This window comes from Halobacteroides halobius DSM 5150 (assembly GCF_000328625.1).
GTDB classification, from domain to species: domain Bacteria; phylum Bacillota; class Halanaerobiia; order Halobacteroidales; family Halobacteroidaceae; genus Halobacteroides; species Halobacteroides halobius.
In genome coordinates, this window is record NC_019978.1 from 2,461,792 (window position 1) to 2,480,905 (window position 19,114).

Sequence of the window (19,114 nt, forward strand, 5' to 3'; positions counted from 1 at the left end):
CTAATCACCTCCTACATAATCTTAAGTTTAGCATGTAGCGCTCCAGCTTGCTTAATAGCCTGTAAAATAGCTATTATATCTTGAGGTTTGGCCCCTACTGCATTTAATCCTTTAACTACATCAGAAACACTAGCTCCCTTAGGCATAACCACTAAGCGCTTCTTTTTCTTTTCTTGTTCCTGATTGGGTTGTTGATTTTGATTAGCAGGTTTATCTTGCTTAGCCTCAATAGTTATAGTCAGATTTCCATGAGCTATTGAAACTTTAGACAAACGTACATTATGCCCCATTACAACTGTTCCACTGCGCTTATTAACTACCACTATTGCCTCAGTATCTGGTCTTACTTCTAATTGATTGATCCGCGAGATAAAATTAACCTTATTATTCTTAAAATGTTGTGGTATCTTAACTGCCACTCGACTAGCATCTAAGGCTTTAGCATATGCTCCACCGGTTGGAGTATAACCAAAGTTATTATTTATTACATCAGCTATTCTTTGGGCAGTAGAAAAATTAGAATTACTTAAAATTAAAGTCACCTGGTCACCAAAGGTAAATTTAGTAGGGACAACCCGCTCTATAATAGCCCCATTAGGTACTCTACCAACTGTAGCAGTACCTCCATTACCCCCTCCAACTAAGACTGGACCTTGAGCCATAGCATAAACTTTTTGTTGTCTTGGCCCTTGAAGAGGAGTCATTAATAATGTCCCACCTGCTAAGCTATCTGCACTACCAATAGATGATAAAGTAATATCAATTTTGTCCCCGGCTCGAGCAAACGGGGGTAATTTAGCCGTTACCATTACTGCTGCTACATTATCCGTTCCTATCTCAGCAGGATTTACTTGAATCCCAAAATTTTGCAACATATTAGCTACTGATTGGACTGTATAAGCACTATCTCCATCTCCAGTCCCATTTAGACCAACTACTAATCCATATCCAATTAATTGATTATCTCTTACTCCTTTAACCCGTGTTATATCTTTTATTCTCACTAAAGGTTCATTAACACTTGGTTGATCAGGGGTTAAAGCCATAACTGAACTATTAACAATTAAGATTATAAATAATATACTAATTAAATATCTCTTCATTTTACCCCTCTTTCTAAAAGAACCAATTAAGAATTCTAGTAATAATTCCTGGCTTTTGTTTGTTAGCAATGACCCCTTTACCTTCATAATTAATATCTAAATTAGCTATATAATTTGATTGAATTGTATTTCCAGCAGAAATATCTTCGGGTCTAATTATTCCACTTAAATTTATCTTCTGTCTTTCATCATTAATAATAATTTCTTTCATTCCAGAAATCTTTAAATTACCATCAGGTAATACTTTAACCACTCTCACAGCTACTTTAGCAGATAGATTGCCACTTCGGCTAGTATTTCCAGCTGCTGAACTACTATCACTTTCATCAAACGCAAATGGATTAATAAAATCCAAAATTCCTGTTCCTGCTCCTACGGCAGCTTGATTAGTCTGGGAAACATCTGTACTAGCTTGTTGGGTTGCTGTAGCATTTTCACTAACTATTATCGTTAAGATATCTCCTGCTTTATAGGCCCGTTCATCCGAATACATAGATTTAGACTGATTCCAAAGGGAAGCAGCTTGAATAGTTGTAGTAGAAAATAATATAATTACTATCATCAGGGCCAATCTCTTATATTGCATCTTCACTTCACCTTCCTTTGATCTAACTAATAAATTATAACCTTCACTTTCCGCTTAGCAACTACTCTACCCTTTAATGTCTGGCCAGTATTTTCATTTCTAACTTTAATTATTTCTCCTTTATATCCAGGCTCTAAAGCTTTACCTATCGTAGTGATTTTAACCCCACCTACTTGAGCAACTATTGTTACTTCTTTCCACCTGCGTACTAAAGGTGGCTTTTCTACCATCCACTTTAATAACGGTTGGCCTGGGCTTAAGTAAGATTTTAACTTCAGCCCTGTTAGTTGAGTATCTAATCTAACAAATTCTTGTCTTGAGCTTTTGACTAACCTACGCTGTTTTTTGAATAAATTTGGCTTAATAATTTGGCCTCGTTCTAAACTTTTTTTAGCTACTAATACCTTCCTCCATAACTTAACTTGATATTGTAAGTACACCTGTTTATATACTTGACCATTTACTACAATATTAATTGCAACCGAAGTTCTCCCCAACAAATTACTTGACCAATTATCCCCTACCTTAAATTCTAAAGTTCCATAAGGTACTTTTAACTTTTGAGGAGGATTAATTGCTGTGATCTTTAAATCTTTATTTGCATAGGGAAGACGATTATAAATATAATTTTTCCCCTTTTGAATTATCTGTTTAACAGACAAATTACGATAATCACTTACAACACTAAATTGGTAAGGTACGTTAAAATTAAGTTGTGATAAATTAACATTACTCCTTTTTAGAGCATAAATAACCTCTTGACGATAGATACTCCTTCTATAATCGGGTAGTGGGGCTCGACCTAGACTAATACCCCCTACTTGTTTTATAAACGAATTACTTCCATTTATATAAGCTATATCCTTTAATTCAATCTCTATCTGTTTTACTTTTACCTGTTGGGGGATAATAATAGTATTCATCTGTTGAGCTTTGACTCCTACATTACATAACAGAACTACTAATAAACAACTAATAAGTACTAACTGCCCCTTCATTATTTCTTGCTCCTATCTTTTTAGATTATTAGCTTGCTTTAACATATCATTAGATGTTTTAATTGCTTTAGAATTGACTTCATAAGCCCTTTGAGCAGCTATCATGTCTACCATTTCATCTACCACCTTAACATTTGAAGATTCTAAGAAACCTTGGGCCAATGTTCCATAACCTGCCTGACCTGGAACTCCATCCATAGCCCCTCCAGATGCTGCTGTTTGTTTATAGATATTTTGACCAATTGCCTTTAACCCCGCTGGATTAGCAAAGTTAGCCAACTCAATCTGACCTCCTTCTTGAGGAACATCAGCTCCAGGAGTCATATAAGTTACCATCCCTTCTTCATTGATTGTAACATTTGTTGCATCAGCTGGGATATTAATCGGTGGTTGTAGCTTATAACCATCAGATGTTACTAATTGGCCCATACTATCTAAATTAAAAGAACCATCACGAGTATATCCAATACTACCATCTGGTAACCGCACCTTAAAGAATCCATCTCCCTGAATAGCTAAATCAAGTGAATTCCCTGTGTTCTTCAAACTACCTTGCGTAAATATTTTTTGCGTAGCAGCTGCACGTACCCCATGACCAACCTGAATTCCAGTCGGAATTTGAGAACCTTGACTATTTGGAGTTCCTGGTTGCTTAATTGTTTGATACATTAAATCTTGAAAACTAGCTCTTGACTTCTTAAAACCTGTCGTGTTAACATTAGCTAAATTATTAGAAATAGTATCAACATTTAACTGTTGTGCTTTCATACCTGATGCTGCAGTCCATAATGATCGAATCATCTTCTTCACTCCCTAATAATGTTTTTATGCCTTACCTACTTGATTAACAGCCTTACCTAAAGTATTGTCATGAGCTTTAATCATCTTTTGATTAGCCTCGTATTTACGACTATTTGCTATCATCTTTACCATTTCTTCTACTACATTTACATTAGATTGTTCTAAAAAGCCCTGTTGGATCTCTCCTTGAGCAGCAAAAGCTTGGCCCGCTTGTGGGGTCCATCTAAACAGTGTACCTCCTGCTTTTTCTAAACCAGCTTTATTAGGAAAATCTTTAAGTTTAACCTTATTAATTATCTCTCCATTAACTACTAACTTATTATTTTTTAAACTAACTTGTTCACTTTGTGGAGGTAGCTTTAAAATTCCTTCTTCTCCTCTCACTAAATATCCATTTTGAGTAACTACTTGATTTTGCTTATTAATAGTAAAGTCACCATTTCTAGTATATCTGACCCCATAAGGTGTTTGAATTGTAAAAAAGCCAGAACCTTCAATCGCCCAATCCAGTTTATTTCCTGTCTTCTTAAAACTACCTGTACTTTGGTCAGTAGTAGCTCCTGCAACAACTACACTACTACCTCCCTGACCTATATCAGTAACTTCACCATCCATCCTTGTTACTAATTCTTCAGAAAAAGACTTATTAACAGTCATCTCCTTTTTATAACCAGTTGTATTAATGTTAGCCAAATTATTTGAAATTATATTATTTTTTTGTAATGATGCCTGCATTCCTGAAGCAGCTGTATATAATCCTTTTATCATGAAATAATCTTACCTCCTTTATAGACACTTATTTACTTATTTATATATCTAAGGACAAAATCCTCTCTTATTTTAAATAAAATTTTGTTTTATAATATACTTATAATTAATAATAGCTAAAAATTATTAAAAATAAAAAGAGACTGGCTTATTTGCCAACCTCCTCTATCATTTGTTCCTCATTTTGATTTAAATACTTCTTTCTTGTAGCCTCTCCACCTCTATAATGGCGCTCAGCCTTATTATAATCTAATACCTCTCGTACATCTTCTGCTAACTCTTCATCTACTTTTTTTATTCTATCTGTTACATCTTTATGAATAGTACTCTTACTAACTCCAAAAACTTTTGCGGCTTGTCTAACTGTAGCTTTAGTCTCATATATGTAGTTACCAACCTCTAAAACTCGACGATAAATATAATCCTTCATTACTTGTCCCCCTTATCCGTATCCATTTACTATATACATATGCTAAAGGACAAGTAATATTACAAAATATTTGGAATTTACTTCAAATATTTTGTAGGTGGTACTCTTTTTCCTGCTTTAATAATTTCAAAATGTAATCTGTTCTTATCTGAACCACTATCTCCTACTTCTCCAATTATTTGGCCTTTCTTTACTGGAGATCCTTCTTTTACTTTACAACTTCGTAAGTTACCATATAAAGTCTTAAATTCATCCTGATGTTTAATAATAACTGTAATTCCTTTAAAATCATCTTTAATTATCTCTTCTACCTTACCATCCTGAACTACTTTAACCTTTGTTCCGATCTTAGCAGCAATATCTACACCTGGATTATACCTCCAAGCATCCAATGTTTCATCTTTATACCATTGACGAGAACTTATAACTTCTCCATTAACCGGCATAATTAAATTTTCAAACTGGGCATTAGCTACTTGATTATTAGTTACTTTAACAGCTTGCTTAGGCTTTGTACCAGTAGCATCTTTAGTCTTTTTTCTTACTGGCAACTCCAATTTTTTACTACCCAAATCATAATTAGTTTCTTTAGTTTTAATATCAACTATTTCCACTTTAGCTTGTTGACTAAGCTCACTTTGTTGAGTAGGTTTATTATAGTGTTGATAAACTGCAAAACTAGCTCCTAAAATGAAAAATAGCCCAATTACTGATAAACTCCTTCTCCAGTCTATTTGCTTCATAATTGATTTTAATTTAGCAGTTAAGTCTTTCTGTTCTTTATTCATTTATGCCACCTCCGGGAATTATACTTCCCAGAGATTATTTATTTATGCATATTAATCATAATCTACCAGCGAAAATTTTACTCCGTGGTAGTAGTACTTTAAAATTTGACTAAAACTATAGCCTTGATTAGCCATTCCTTGAGCACCATACTGACTTAAACCGACTCCATGTCCATAACCAGAAGTAATAAACTCAATTCTTCGCCCGGTAATATCAAAAGAAAAATCAGTGGATAATAACCCTAATTCATTCCTTAGCTCTTGACCTGTGAAAAATCTATCTCCTATTTTAATTTTTAATACTCGCCCACTATTACTTAATTTAGTTATTCTTATAGACTTAATAGTACTATTGTCAAGATTTAATTTTTGAGATAACTCAGTCATGGTAAATACTTTTCTATTCCTATTATATGGAGAACTTCGTTCATACCTACTTCTTACACTCTGTAAATAAGGAATCTTATTGCCCCACACTTCTTTAGCAGAGGCAGTCTGGCCCCCACTAGAAGAATGATAAACAGAATCTATAATTCTCCCTTGATAAGTTAGAATTAACCCCTTAGTCTCCTCTACAGCAGCAGAAACCTTAGGCCAATACTTAAAATAATTAATTAGTCCCCATCTTTCTAATAAATCCTGTTGAGAAAGCCATGCTTGATCTACTCTACTATTAGTTGTTAATTGCTCTTGATTAGCTAACCTTTTAAAAGTATAAGTTCTAGCTGCTACTGCCTGAGCTTTTAGAGCTTCTATAGGAAAAGAAGCAGGCATTTCTGCAGCTAACACCCCTTTAAGATACTCTTCTATCTGTAATTCTATAACTTCTTTTGTCTTACTATTATATACTTTAATACTCTTTTGTATAGGTTGCAATTGATCGGTTAAAAATACTACCGTAGTAGGAATAATAAAGATAAATAATAAACTGCAAATAATAAATACTATTAGAACATCCTTCAATCTAAACCTCCTTGACCTACCTGGTTTATTTTACTAAATATGAGTGTCCTATATAATATTTATTATTAGCCCCTACTTCTTACCACAGTTTATTGTTCAACTTCTTTAATTTTAGCTCCTACATTAGTTAATTTATTAGTTATGTCTTCATATCCACGCTTAATATGGTAAATATCTTCTATTTCTGTTTGACCTTCTGCTGCTAATCCAGCCAGTACTAAACTAGCACCCGCTCTTAAATCAGTAGCTTTGACTCTAGCACCAATTAAATTACTATTCTGCACTGCAGCAGCATTTCCTTCTACCTTGATTTTAGCCCCCATTTTCTTAAGTTGGCTTACATGACCAAACCTATCTTCAAATACAGTCTCAGTTACTTTAGCTTGGCCCTTTACCTGAGTTAATAAAGCCATAGTCTGAGCTTGTAAGTCTGTAGCAAAACCAGGGTAGGGCAGCGTTTTTATATCAACTGCATTTAATGGTTTATTTGCAATTACTTCCACCCCATTAACATCTTCTTTGATCTTTATTCCCATCTCTCTTAATTTAGCCAGTAAGGAATTAATATGCTCTACTAATACATTATCAATATATAATTGACTATTTGTAATAGCAGCAGATATTATATAAGTCCCAGCTTCGATCCGGTCAGGAATAATTGTATATTCTCTCCCCTGAAGTTTCTTAACCCCTTGAATTCTAATTAAATTTGTTCCAGCTCCTTTGACTTTGGCCCCCATCACATTTAAGTAACTAGCCAAATCAACAATCTCTGGTTCTTTAGCTGCATTTTCAATCATGGTTTCTCCTTGGGCCATAGTAGCTGCCATCATAATATTCATAGTTGCACCTACACTAGGATAATCTAGATATATTTTATCCCCAATTAATTTATCAGCTTGAAGATTAATTATGCAGCCATCTCTATTTATTTCTGCTCCTAAAGCTTTAAAACCTTTCAAATGTAAATCAACTGGTCTCCTCCCGATCTTACAACCACCAGGTAAAGTAGTAGTCACTTCTCCATAACGACCTAATAAAGCCCCTAATGCATAATAAGAAGCCCTCATTTGAGTAGCTAATTTAGCAGGAACCTCTAATTTATTAAGTGCATTTGTATTAACTAGTAATCTATTATCTTTAAATTCAGTTTTAGCACCTAAAGCATTTAGAATCTTAATTAGATTATTAACATCTCTTAAATGGGGAACATCATATAATATACTTTCACCTTGGCCCATTAACGCAGCCATAATCACTGGTAATGCTGCATTCTTGGCACCACTAATGCCTATTTTACCACCTAATTTATTACCACCATTAATTATTATTCGTTTCATATTATACCTCCTGTCAACTAAATCTTCTCTAACGATATTCTTGATTAATAATTAAGTTCCTGCTTGAATGTTTACTATATCTAATGAGGCCCTGGACATTCTGCACCTAATAGTTTATCTAACCAGGAAAACTGTTGATAATTATCCAATTCTTGTGGCGCCTTTTCTTTTACTAGTTGATAACAATCTGCGCATACTTTATCACCTTGAGCATCAATTAACTCTTTAGGTATTCCTTGCTCTAATAAATACTTCTCTTTATCCCTAATAGATACATCTTCTTTATTTACGGCATGATCACTCACAACTATTAATGCTATATCCCCCGTAAAATCTGGTGAATCAACCCTTTTAAAAGAAAGGTTAGCTTCTCGGGCCAATCTAATATACTCTTTAGCACTTTTTTGATCAACCTCTCGATTTACAATTAACTTTGTGGCTTCTGGGTCTTTTATATTATCTTTTACCTGTTGATAACCCTTACCTGCTTTAACTTGGTTATATGTTAGTGCAATTAAAACTCGTTCTCTAAATTCACCTAAAAACCTATTTTTTTCTCCCTTTTTTAACTCCAAACCACCATGCATCCCTGCTGCAACTTGCTGTTCTAAATTACTTTTATTTTGTTGTCCTTTAAGGGCCTCCTTTTGAATATCATCCTCTTTATTATTAGTCATGATTTCACCTCTAATTTAGTATTAACATATAATTATCTTTTTATAAAGGGGAACTTCGGTAATCTTAATGAATAATTTTATTTATACTGATATAAAGCTTCACTTTTAATTTACAATTAACAATTGATAATTGACAATTAGAACCCCTTAAAACCTTTCTAAATCAAGGGATTACACGGTTTTGATTTTTAATTGTAAATTGTTCATTGTCCATTGTCAATTGCTCTTAATATCAATTAAGTTGCAAATTATTAAAAATACATAAAAAAAGAGCAAGAGATTACTCTCTTACTCAAAGTTACGTCCTTTAGTAACTCGTAAACGATTTATAGCTTTCTGTAAAGCAATCTCCGCTCTACGCTCATTAATATTATCATTGCCTTTATTCAATCTATCTTCAGCTCGTTTTTTAGCTTCTTCAGCCCGCTCAACATCAATTTCATCAGCAAATTCAGCAGTATCTACTAAAATAGTAACTTCTTCTGGAGTAACTTCCATATAACCATGACTAGCTGCAAGATGAAGTTCATCACTATCTTCTTTAATCTTTATTGGTCCTATATCTACTCCAGTTATTAAAGGTTCATGATGAGGCATAATTCCCCGGTCACCATCAATTGTCCTTACGGTTATCATCTTGGCTTGGTCATCATAAACACTACCTTCCGGGGTAACAATATTAAGCTTCATTTGAGCCATGATTATTCACTTCCTTTAGAATCTTTAGCCTTCTCTACAGCTTCATCAATTGTTCCAACAAATAAGAAGGCTTCCTCAGGCAAATCATCATGCTTTCCATCTAGAATCTCTTTAAATCCACGTACAGTTTCATCAACTGATACATACGTACCAGGCATACCAGTAAACTGTTCTGCTACAAAGAAAGGCTGAGATAAGAAACGTTCAATTTTACGAGCTCGTTCTACTGTTAATCTGTCCTCTTCAGATAATTCATCCATACCTAAAATAGCAATAATATCCTGTAAATCCTGATATTGCTGTAATGTCTCCTGAACTTGACGAGCTACATTATAGTGCTCTTCTCCTACAATATTAGGGTCTAAGATAGTAGAAGTAGAATCTAATGGATCTACAGCAGGGTAAATACCTTTTTCAGCAATCTGTCGTGATAATACAGTTGTTGCATCTAAGTGAGCAAATGTAGTAGCTGGTGCTGGGTCTGTTAAGTCATCTGCTGGAACATATACTGCCTGAACAGATGTAATAGATCCCTTCTTAGTAGAAGTAATCCGTTCTTGTAAAGCCCCTACATCAGTTGCTAATGTTGGTTGATAACCTACTGCAGAAGGCATACGACCTAATAAAGCCGAAACCTCTGAACCTGCCTGGATAAAACGGAAGATATTATCAATGAATAATAATGTATCTTTACCAGCTTCATCTCGGAAGTATTCAGCCATTGTTAGACCACTTAAACCAACCCGCATTCTTGCTCCAGGTGGTTCATTCATTTGACCATAAACTAATGCTACTTTATCTAAAATATCTGCTTCTTTAAATTCTAACCATAAGTCATTACCTTCACGAGTCCGTTCACCTACACCTGTAAATACAGAATAACCTCCATGCTCAGTAGCTATATTATTAATTAACTCCTGAATCAAAACTGTCTTACCTACACCTGCACCACCAAACAAACCTACTTTTCCTCCTTGAGCGTAAGGAGCTAATAAGTCTACTACTTTAATCCCTGTCTCAAAAATTTCAGTAGATGTGTCTTGTTCTTCATAAGCTGGTGCATCACGATGGATTGGTGAATAATTATCTGTCTCAACTTCACCTTGGTTATCAATTGGCTCACCTAATACATTAAAGATCCGACCTAGACACTCTTCACCAACTGGTACAGAAATTGGCCCTCCTAAATCAATGGCCTTTGTTCCTCTAACTATTCCATCAGTTGAAGACATAGAAACACCTTTAACTCTATTATCTCCAACCTGATTCATGATCTCTACAGTAACATCTATTTCATTTTCTTCATCTAAAATTCTAATTGCATCATTAATTTCAGGTAATTTACCACTGCTAAATTCAGCTTCAACTACCGGACCAATAACTTCAACTACCTGTCCAATATTTTGGCCCTCAGTATCACTTTGACTCATACATAATACCTCCTCATCCTTAATCTAATGCTTCAGCACCACCAACAATCTCAGTTAATTCCTGAGTAATTGCAGCTTGGCGAGCTCTGTTATATGACAATGTTAGCTCCTCTATCATTTCTTCAGCATTCTCAGTTGCAGAATCCATAGCTGTCATTCGAGAAGCAAATTCACTAGCTTTTGACTGTAGTAAAGATCCAAAAATTATATTCTTAACATATTGAGGTAATACAGCTTCTAATACTGCTTCAGCAGAAGGTTCATATAAAAAACTTTCAGTTTCTATATCTTCTTCTGGAGGCTCAATAGGTAATAATTGCATCGTTTTTACTTTTTGATCTAATACAGAATTAAACTCTGTATAGACTAAATGAACTTTATCAAGTACTTCTTCTTGATATAATTCAATAGCCTCATGAGCAATATTAGTAGCTGTAGAAAAACTAGGATTATCCTCTATTCCTATGTATTCAGCTAACATTTCAACTTCCGTATTTCTAAAATAATTTTTAGCTTTTTTACCTATAGTAATTAACGCGTTTTCTTGGTCTGCTTCTTCGATCTGACTTTCAACTTCTTTAATTACTCTACTGTTATACGGACCACATAATCCCCTATCACCAGTAATCATAACATATCCTACTTTATCTACTTCACGCTGTTCTAATAAAGGATGTAAATCATCTACACCAGAAGCAATTCCAACTAGAGTCTCTTTGGTTTTATTAAAAAAAGGTTTTGCTTCATCAGCTCTTTTTTCAGCTTTTTGTAATTTAGCTGCGGCAACCATATTCATTGCTCTAGTAATTTTTTTAGTATTCTTAACACTATTAATTTGCCGCTTTATATCCCGCATACTCTCCATCTACAACTCACCCCACTTTCTTTGCAAGGCAGGGAGTTTAATGAATAAATATGTAGCTTTTTAAACCCCCTGAAATAATAATATCTTTTAGGCAGTCTCTTCTTGCTTACTAACTGCAAAATCACCTTTAAAATCTTCAAGAGCAGATTTTAACTTCTCTTCTATTTCTTCAGTTAAATCTCCACTCTCTTTAATTTCTTCTCCAATCTCAGGATGATTATCTTGCATAAATCTAATGTACTCATCCTCAAATCTTTCTATATCTTCTAGAGGGATATCATCTAAATAACCATTAGTTACCGCATAAATAACTAGTACCTGCTCCTCAACTTCCATTGGACTTGTTTCATCCTGTTTTAAAACTTCTACTACTCTTTCACCACGGGCCAATTTCTTTTGTGTAGATTCATCAAGATCAGACCCAAATTGGGCAAAAGCTTCTAATTCACGATACTGGGACATATCAAGCTTTAATGTACCAGCAACATCTTTCATAGCAGAAATTTGAGCATCTCCACCTACTCGAGATACAGATAAACCTACATTAACTGCTGGTCGTACCCCTGAGAAAAATAATTCACTTTCTAAATAAATTTGACCATCAGTAATTGAGATTACATTAGTTGGTATATAAGCTGAGATATCTCCAGCTTGAGTTTCAATAATAGGTAAGGCTGTTAAAGAACCAGCACCTAAGTCATCATTTAATTTAGCAGCACGCTCTAATAAACGAGAGTGTAAATAGAATACATCACCTGGATAAGCCTCTCGTCCTGGTGGTCTTCTTAATAGTAAGGACATTTCACGATATGCTACTGCATGTTTTGATAAATCATCATAAACAACTAGTACATCTTCTCCTTCATACATAAAATGCTCACCAATAGCACAACCAGAATACGGTGCTAAATACTGTAAAGGAGCCGGATCACTAGCAGATGCAGATACAACAGTAGTATATTCTAAGGCTCCAGTTTGCTCTAATTTATTTACAATTTGAGCTACTGTAGAAGACTTCTGACCTATTGCTACATAAACACATGCTACGTCTTTACCCTTTTGATTGATAATTGTATCAATTCCTAAAGCACTCTTACCAGTTTGTCGATCACCAATAATTAGCTCACGTTGGCCCTTTCCAATTGGTACCATAGAGTCAATAGCTTTAATACCAGTTTGTAATGGCTCTTTTACAGGTTGTCTTTCAACAATCCCAGGAGCTCTAGATTCGACTGGTCTATTATTAGTAGTATCAATTGGCCCTTTACCATCAATTGGCTCACCTAATGCATTTACTACACGACCCTTTAGCTCTTCACCAACAGGAACTTGGACCACATTTCCTGTTCTATAGACTTCATCTCCTTCTTCTATCTTAGACTCATCTCCCATAACTACACAACCAATACTATCTTCCTCAAGATTTAAAATCATACCATTAACTCCACTTTCAAACTCTAATAACTCTCCAGCCATAGCATCATTTAAACCATGAATCCGAGAGATACCATCTCCAACACTAAGAACAGTTCCTACGCCTTCAGTTTCTAACTTTGCATCATAATTCTCTATTTGATCTTTAATTATTGAACTTATTTCTTCAGGCTTAAGATTCATTATCTCACCCCTAACTTACTTCTAACATCTTTAGATTTTTATTTAAATTATTAATTTTTCTAAGCAAACTACCATCAATTACTTTATTACCAATTTTTAGTACTAGACCACCTATTAATCGTGGTTTGATTTCTACCTTTAATTCAATAGTTTTATTTAATTGTTCTTCTAACTTTAACTTCAACTTTTCTTGCTGTTGGGCAGATAACTCAATAGGTGCTTCAACTCCAACTTGTAACCTATCAGCAAAATCATCTACCTTTTTCTTAAACTGTTGATAGATTAACTGTAATAAATCTTCTCTCTTCTTATCTACCACTAATTTAATAAAATTAAATAATTTTTCAGACAATTGTGACTCAAAAGCTTCAGTTAATATTTCCTTCTTTTGTCTAGCACTAAGTTCAGGATGTTCTAAAACTTCATTTAATTCTTTACTCTCATCAATTACTGTTACTAATTGACTAAACTCTTCTAAAATTTGATCTAAAGTTTCCTCTTCTTGGGCCACTTCAAATAAAGCTTGAGCATATTTTTCAGCTATTTCTTGTTCTATCATCTTACTTCACCTAACTTATCTTGATCAAGTTGTTCAATAAACTGATCGATAGTTTCTGTCTGTAGATTTTGTTGAGTAACATATTGCGCTAATACTTTCTTACTCATCTGAGCAGAAATATTAGCTACATCATCTCTTAGTTCCTCTTGTGCCTCTTGCTTGGCCCTAGCAATTTCATCCTCTGCTTTTTCGATCTTTCTATTTGCTTCTTCTTGTGCTTGGTCAATAATTTCTTCTTTTCTCTTCTTACCTCTCTGTCGTCCATTTTCAATTATCTCTTGAGCTTCTTCTCTTGCTTCTTTTAACTGTTGTTGATATTTTTCTTTTAACTTTTCTGCTTCTGCTTCTTTTTCTTTAGCAGATTCAATTTGATTAGAAATATCTTCAGTTCTTTGACTCATAAAATTTGTAATTGGTTCAAATAAGAAATGTCTTAAAATTAGATATAACACTATAAAGTTAATCAACTGAAAAAAGAAGGTTATACCTATATCAATCACTGTCTATTCCCTCCTTTCAAAACTACCATAATCAAGGGGAGAAAGAAATAAAGTGTTTGACTTTATCTCTGACCACATACTCCCCACTGAATTTTTTTATTAGCCAAGAAGTGGATTAGCAAATAATAAGATTAACGCAATTACCAAACCATAGATACCAGTTGTCTCTGCAACAGCAGCACCAAGTAACATTGTTCTAGTAATCACACCTTGTGCTTCGGGTTGTTTTCCAACAGCTTCAGCACCTTTACCTGCTGCATATCCCTGACCTATTCCTGCTCCAATACCTGCTATCATAGCTAAACCTGCACCAACAGCTGATGCAGCTGCAATTAAAGATTGACCATCCATTATGTATTCCTCCTTTTTAAGATTATTTATACTTACTACCCAAGTAATGGGTTAGCAAATAGTAAAATTAACGCTACTACTAAAGCATAGATACCTGTTGTTTGACCTACAGCCTGACCTAATAACATTGTTCTTACAATCAAACTTTGGTACTTAGGTCTTCTACCAACACGCTCAGCACCTTTACCTGCAGCATATCCTTGTCCTATTCCTGGGCCAATACCTGCTATCATAGCAAAACCCGCTCCTAAAGTAGAAGCTGCAAGTACTATCCCTACTCCTTGTACACCAATTAATGGATTAGCATACAAAAGGATTAAAGCTACTACTAAAGAAAAGATACCAGACGTTTCAGCTACTGCTGCTCCTAACAACATTACTAAGGTAACATTATTACTATTATCTTCATTATCTCCTACAGCCTCAGCTCCTTTACCAGCTGCAAAACCTTGGCCAATTCCTGGGCCAATTCCTCCTATCATAACCAAACCAGCAGCTAAAGCAGTAGCAGCTAAAACTAGCGTCTTAGCACTGAATTGTTGTAACCAATTTAATAAAAAGAGTACTAAATTAGATATCTCTTCCACTTAAATCCCTCCTTTCTAACATGGAGAGATTACTCCATCTCCATTGAAATATAAGTCATAGTTAACATTGAAAAGATAAACGCCTGTAATACACCAGAGAATAAATTAAAATATAAATCAGCTAAACCTGGAATGACTAAACTAACTACTCCATATAACAACCCCATAATAACAACACTAGCCATCATATTACCAAATAAACGGAAAGATAATGAAACAGGATCTGCTAAATTCCCAATTATATTCAATGGAAATAAAAGGGGCATTGGTTCGAAATAACCTTTTAAATAATCCTTAATTCCATTAGCCTTAATACCAAAATAGTGGATATTAAAGAAAGTAATTGCTGCTAAAGCAAAAGTAGTATTTAAATCTGCTGTTGGAGTATAAAGATGTAGTACATCTCTTCCAGGAACAATTCCTATAATATTAGCAATGGTTAAGTAAATTATTAGTGTTCCTATATAGGGAGTAAACTTCTTCATATCAGAGCCCATTGTAGTTTCAACTAAACTCGAGATATTCTCTACAAAAGCCTCAGCTATATTCTGCAGACTACCTGGTTTAGGCTCTCTTTCTAAATTTCTAGTAGCTAACCAAGAAAAAATAGCTAAAAGGGCCATAATAACCCAAGTGGTAGTTACAGTTGATTTAATGGGGGCATTAGCAATCTGCAATATTCTAGTTAATGCATTATCAGGTAAATAAAAGATAACATCTGGACTAAATGCATCAGCTGATGGAGCACCTTTAAGAAATATCTTATCTAAAATACTCACTTGTTTATTTTCCCTCCTTTCTAATTAAATTATTTAACTTTTGATCTTCAGGCCAAAAATTAAAAACATTAACTATTAAAACAACTATCTTAACTGTTAGCATCCCTACTATTACAGTTACTAGATTTATATCTGGCCTTTGTAAAGAAATATATAAAACTGCAAACCAAAGACTATACCTTATTATGTATTGGATAAAAGTATAGATACCAGCTTTAACTGGCTCAAACTTAACTGCCTTTTGTAAAGAAAACGATAATAAATGAAAATTTATCAAACTCATTATTGCTCCTACAATAAGTCCTAAAGTAGCCCTTTGACCAAAGAAAAAAGCCACCAAAAAGATTAATAATAGATTTAAAATAGATGCCCACTTGAAAATAAATCGTTTAGTAGTAGTTAATTGTTTCATCATCAATCACTTCCCACTATCTTGCTGACTAGCAAGTAATTTATAAGCATTTCTAAAACCAATAAAAACACCTGAAAGAATACATAAGATTAAAAATAAGATATTAGTTCCTAATAATTGGTCTAAATAATTCCCTAGCCAGACTCCAGCTATAATTGGTACAATAATTGTAATTCCTACTTGAGATAACAAAGCTAATGCTTTAAGAATACCTATTTTATCTTTCATATTAACGCTCCTAATATAGTAATCCCTAATTGAAATTAAAATATACATTAAATCTATTATACCAAATATAATTTGATCCAACAACAAGAATAAAACTATTATTCATATAATTACCATCCAAAAAATAATATAAAAAGACTACAGCAAGAGCCATAGTCTCATTTTGGATAGAGTTATCCTATATAGGTATCCCCCTTAAAAAATGCCTACGGAGTTAGCTGTCGGGCTCAGGCTAAAGGGTACCTTACCAAACTTAATTTAATAAGCTTAGATTCGCCCCAAAAATGGGTCCCCCGTTCTTAAATAAGACTCGGCTATACAGATATTAAATTTATTTTATCTATAAATATTTGCTGTCTCTATTATAATAGATATTTTTAACTTTGTAAAGAATTTTTTTCTAATGACCATAATATTAGTACTTGCTATACTTATTGGAATCAAAATTAAAAAAACCTGATTTGCGAGCTCCTACCAATAAAAAACTAGAAGCCATAACTAATAAAAATATGCCCTCTCCTAAGTTAGCTTGATTAAGACCAACCGCTATCAATCCTAAAAAAACACTAATTAAATACACAATAACTACAGCTTGCCATTGATTTAAACCCATTCTTAATAACTGATGATGCAAATGATTCTTATCAGCCTTAAAAATAGACTTTCCACTTAATTTACGTCTTAAAATAGCAAATAAAGTATCAAAAATAGGAATACCCAATGCCAAAATTGAAGTAACAAAAGTTAAAACTGTCACACTTTTTAAAGCACCAGTAATAGCAATAACTCCTAACATAAATCCTAAAAACATACTTCCTGTATCCCCCATAAAGATTTGCGCAGGATTAAAATTATAACGTAAAAACCCTAAAGTAGCACCAATTAAAACTACCGTTAATAACACAGTCAACATTTGCCCTTGATAATAAGCAACAATCGCTAATGGAACTGCTGAAATAACTGTTATTCCTCCAGCTAATCCATCTAAACCATCAATCAGATTAATAGTATTTATCGTTCCTAACATCCAAATTAAAGTAACCGGAATACTTAGTATACCTATATAATAACCTCTAATGAAATTAATTTTAATACCAAATAAAGTTAAAATTAACACAATTATTATTTGACCTAGCAACTTAGTCAGTGCAGATAGCTCATACAAGTCATCTATAAGCCCTAAGCCCACAATTAAAGTACTACAGACCATAATACCTTTTATTTGAGAATTAACTTCTAAAAATAACAACCCTAATATAACCCCAGCATAAATTGCCAAGCCACCTAAATTAGGGATTGGCTTAACATTAACCCTTCTTTTATTAGGCTTATCTACTGCTCCTAAAATAAAAGCAAGTCTTTTAGCCATAGGGGTTAAAAGATACGAACCCAATAGACTAATTAAAAGAACAAATAGTAACATTTATCTCACCTCTTTCTAAATTAAGTTACATAATAAAAAAACTGGCCACCCTAGTGACCAGTGAAATCTATCTTTATTCTAAAAGAATTATTCTTTTTTTGCAATCATCAAATCAAGGTGAATTAGTTAATTTGTTCCAAGTCAATATCGGCTTCAACCAGCATCTTTTGGGCCAATTGGTCCGGATACGCCCCCTTAAAAACTATTCGACCAACACCAGCATTAATAATCATTTTAGTACACAAGACACACGGCTGATGGGTACAATATATAGTTGCCCCTTCTATTGAAGTACCATGCAAAGCAGCTTGGATAATTGCATTTTGCTCAGCATGTAATCCGCGACAAAGCTCATGCCTTTGGCCAGAAGGAATATTTTCTTCTTCTCTAATGCACCCTACTTCACTACAGTGCGGTAAATCAGTTGGTGCCCCATTATACCCTGTAGCCAGTACTCTTTTATCTTTAACAACTAAAGCTCCTACTTTACGACGTAAACAAGTAGATCTTTTAGCCACTACTTCAGTCAGCTCCATAAAATAATCATCCCACGAAGGGCGACTTTTATTTTGTTCCAAACAATCTGTCACCTGCATCACCTAATCCTGGTACAATATAAGCATGATCATTTAACTTTTCATCAACTGCTGCCGTATAAATATCAACATCCGGATGAGCTGCTTGTAATTCCTCTATTCCTTCAGGAGCTGCAACTAAACACATAAATTTAATATTCTTTGCTCCTCTATTTTTAACAAATTCTAAAGCAGCTACAGCTGTTCCTCCTGTTGCTAACATTGGATCAACCATAATTAATTCTCTAGATCCAATATCTGTTGGCATTTTACAATAATACTCTACTGGTTCTAAAGTTTCTGGATCTCGATATAAACCAACATGTCCTACTTTAGCTGCTGGAACTAAATCAACTACTCCATCTACCATTCCTAAACCAGCTCTTAGAATAGGAACAACTGCTAACTTTTTCCCAGAAATAACTTCAGATTGAGTCTTGGCAATTGGCGTTTCAATCTCAATATTTTGTGTAGATAAATCTCTGGTTACTTCATAGGCCATCAAGGAAGCTATCTCGTCAGTTAACTCCCTAAATTCTTTAGTTCCTGTCTCCTTCTTTCTTAAGTATGTCAATTTGTGTTGAATTAATGGATGATCAAGTGTATGTACTTTACTCATTAATTAGCCTCCTTAT

The 19,114-nt window shown here is 34.0% G+C and carries 24 protein-coding genes and 1 riboswitch; all 24 genes read right to left on the bottom strand.

Annotation, left to right across the window (positions count from 1 at the left end):
- Window positions 1-11: 11 nt before the first annotated feature.
- Window positions 12-1,103 (bottom strand): flagellar basal body P-ring protein FlgI, encoded by a 1,092-nt coding sequence (locus HALHA_RS11985; RefSeq protein WP_015328035.1) that lies wholly within the window; start codon window positions 1,101-1,103, stop codon window positions 12-14.
- 13 nt (window positions 1,104-1,116) lie between these two features.
- The gene (locus tag HALHA_RS11990; RefSeq protein ID WP_015328036.1) at window positions 1,117-1,689 is read right to left on the bottom strand and encodes a flagellar basal body L-ring protein FlgH; all 573 of its coding nucleotides are present in this window, start codon (window positions 1,687-1,689) and stop codon (window positions 1,117-1,119) included.
- Between the two features lie 26 nt (window positions 1,690-1,715).
- A complete protein-coding gene (flgA, locus tag HALHA_RS11995; protein WP_015328037.1) occupies window positions 1,716-2,687 on the bottom strand; it encodes a flagellar basal body P-ring formation chaperone FlgA in 972 nt (323 codons plus the stop codon).
- Window positions 2,688-2,699: 12 nt separating this feature from the next.
- Window positions 2,700-3,488 (bottom strand): flagellar basal-body rod protein FlgG, encoded by a 789-nt coding sequence (flgG, locus tag HALHA_RS12000; protein WP_015328038.1) that lies wholly within the window; start codon window positions 3,486-3,488, stop codon window positions 2,700-2,702.
- Window positions 3,489-3,512: 24 nt separating this feature from the next.
- Window positions 3,513-4,256: a flagellar basal-body rod protein FlgF gene (gene flgF, locus HALHA_RS12005; RefSeq protein WP_015328039.1), complete on the bottom strand. Its 744-nt coding sequence runs from the start codon at window positions 4,254-4,256 to the stop codon at window positions 3,513-3,515.
- Window positions 4,257-4,404: 148 nt separating this feature from the next.
- Window positions 4,405-4,686: a sporulation transcriptional regulator SpoIIID gene (spoIIID, locus tag HALHA_RS12010; protein WP_015328040.1), complete on the bottom strand. Its 282-nt coding sequence runs from the start codon at window positions 4,684-4,686 to the stop codon at window positions 4,405-4,407.
- A gap of 77 nt (window positions 4,687-4,763) precedes the next feature.
- Window positions 4,764-5,474, bottom strand: coding sequence for a M23 family metallopeptidase (locus tag HALHA_RS13210; RefSeq protein ID WP_015328041.1), 711 nt, complete (start codon window positions 5,472-5,474; stop codon window positions 4,764-4,766).
- A gap of 51 nt (window positions 5,475-5,525) precedes the next feature.
- Complete coding sequence (spoIID, locus tag HALHA_RS12020) at window positions 5,526-6,437, bottom strand: stage II sporulation protein D (protein WP_015328042.1); 912 nt, start codon at window positions 6,435-6,437, stop codon at window positions 5,526-5,528.
- A gap of 89 nt (window positions 6,438-6,526) precedes the next feature.
- The gene (gene murA, locus HALHA_RS12025) at window positions 6,527-7,777 is read right to left on the bottom strand and encodes a UDP-N-acetylglucosamine 1-carboxyvinyltransferase (protein WP_015328043.1); all 1,251 of its coding nucleotides are present in this window, start codon (window positions 7,775-7,777) and stop codon (window positions 6,527-6,529) included.
- 80 nt (window positions 7,778-7,857) lie between these two features.
- Complete coding sequence (locus HALHA_RS12030; RefSeq protein WP_015328044.1) at window positions 7,858-8,454, bottom strand: YueI family protein; 597 nt, start codon at window positions 8,452-8,454, stop codon at window positions 7,858-7,860.
- Between the two features lie 288 nt (window positions 8,455-8,742).
- Complete coding sequence (locus tag HALHA_RS12035) at window positions 8,743-9,153, bottom strand: F0F1 ATP synthase subunit epsilon (RefSeq protein WP_015328045.1); 411 nt, start codon at window positions 9,151-9,153, stop codon at window positions 8,743-8,745.
- 2 nt (window positions 9,154-9,155) lie between these two features.
- On the bottom strand, window positions 9,156-10,583 hold the full coding sequence (gene atpD / locus HALHA_RS12040; protein WP_015328046.1) for a F0F1 ATP synthase subunit beta: 1,428 nt from the start codon (window positions 10,581-10,583) through the stop codon (window positions 9,156-9,158).
- A 19-nt stretch (window positions 10,584-10,602) separates the two neighbouring features.
- Window positions 10,603-11,448 carry an ATP synthase F1 subunit gamma gene (atpG, locus tag HALHA_RS12045; protein WP_015328047.1) on the bottom strand — a complete coding sequence of 282 codons (846 nt, stop codon included), beginning with the start codon at window positions 11,446-11,448 and terminating at the stop codon, window positions 10,603-10,605.
- Between the two features lie 87 nt (window positions 11,449-11,535).
- Entirely contained in the window at window positions 11,536-13,065 is a 1,530-nt protein-coding gene (gene atpA, locus HALHA_RS12050) for a F0F1 ATP synthase subunit alpha (protein WP_015328048.1), read from the bottom strand.
- 10 nt (window positions 13,066-13,075) lie between these two features.
- The gene (atpH, locus tag HALHA_RS12055; RefSeq protein WP_015328049.1) at window positions 13,076-13,624 is read right to left on the bottom strand and encodes an ATP synthase F1 subunit delta; all 549 of its coding nucleotides are present in this window, start codon (window positions 13,622-13,624) and stop codon (window positions 13,076-13,078) included.
- Window positions 13,621-14,124, bottom strand: a complete 504-nt coding sequence (atpF, locus tag HALHA_RS12060; RefSeq protein ID WP_015328050.1) for a F0F1 ATP synthase subunit B — start codon at window positions 14,122-14,124, stop codon at window positions 13,621-13,623. The genes atpH and atpF overlap by 4 nt, the downstream gene beginning before the upstream one ends.
- 99 nt (window positions 14,125-14,223) lie before the next feature.
- Entirely contained in the window at window positions 14,224-14,475 is a 252-nt protein-coding gene (gene atpE / locus HALHA_RS12065; RefSeq protein ID WP_015328051.1) for an ATP synthase F0 subunit C, read from the bottom strand.
- 35 nt (window positions 14,476-14,510) lie between these two features.
- Complete coding sequence (atpE, locus tag HALHA_RS12070; protein ID WP_015328052.1) at window positions 14,511-15,062, bottom strand: ATP synthase F0 subunit C; 552 nt, start codon at window positions 15,060-15,062, stop codon at window positions 14,511-14,513.
- A 29-nt stretch (window positions 15,063-15,091) separates the two neighbouring features.
- The gene (atpB, locus tag HALHA_RS12075) at window positions 15,092-15,841 is read right to left on the bottom strand and encodes a F0F1 ATP synthase subunit A (RefSeq protein ID WP_015328053.1); all 750 of its coding nucleotides are present in this window, start codon (window positions 15,839-15,841) and stop codon (window positions 15,092-15,094) included.
- A gap of 4 nt (window positions 15,842-15,845) precedes the next feature.
- A complete protein-coding gene (locus HALHA_RS12080) occupies window positions 15,846-16,256 on the bottom strand; it encodes an ATP synthase subunit I (protein WP_015328054.1) in 411 nt (136 codons plus the stop codon).
- Between the two features lie 3 nt (window positions 16,257-16,259).
- Window positions 16,260-16,481 carry an AtpZ/AtpI family protein gene (locus HALHA_RS12085; RefSeq protein ID WP_015328055.1) on the bottom strand — a complete coding sequence of 74 codons (222 nt, stop codon included), beginning with the start codon at window positions 16,479-16,481 and terminating at the stop codon, window positions 16,260-16,262.
- A gap of 187 nt (window positions 16,482-16,668) precedes the next feature.
- Window positions 16,669-16,807: riboswitch (cyclic di-AMP (ydaO/yuaA leader) on the bottom strand.
- A gap of 89 nt (window positions 16,808-16,896) precedes the next feature.
- A complete protein-coding gene (locus tag HALHA_RS12090) occupies window positions 16,897-17,904 on the bottom strand; it encodes an MraY family glycosyltransferase (protein WP_015328056.1) in 1,008 nt (335 codons plus the stop codon).
- A gap of 122 nt (window positions 17,905-18,026) precedes the next feature.
- Window positions 18,027-18,500 (bottom strand): deoxycytidylate deaminase, encoded by a 474-nt coding sequence (locus tag HALHA_RS12095; RefSeq protein WP_015328057.1) that lies wholly within the window; start codon window positions 18,498-18,500, stop codon window positions 18,027-18,029.
- Complete coding sequence (gene upp, locus HALHA_RS12100; RefSeq protein ID WP_015328058.1) at window positions 18,469-19,098, bottom strand: uracil phosphoribosyltransferase; 630 nt, start codon at window positions 19,096-19,098, stop codon at window positions 18,469-18,471. The genes HALHA_RS12095 and upp overlap by 32 nt, the downstream gene beginning before the upstream one ends.
- Window positions 19,099-19,114 lie beyond the last annotated feature (16 nt).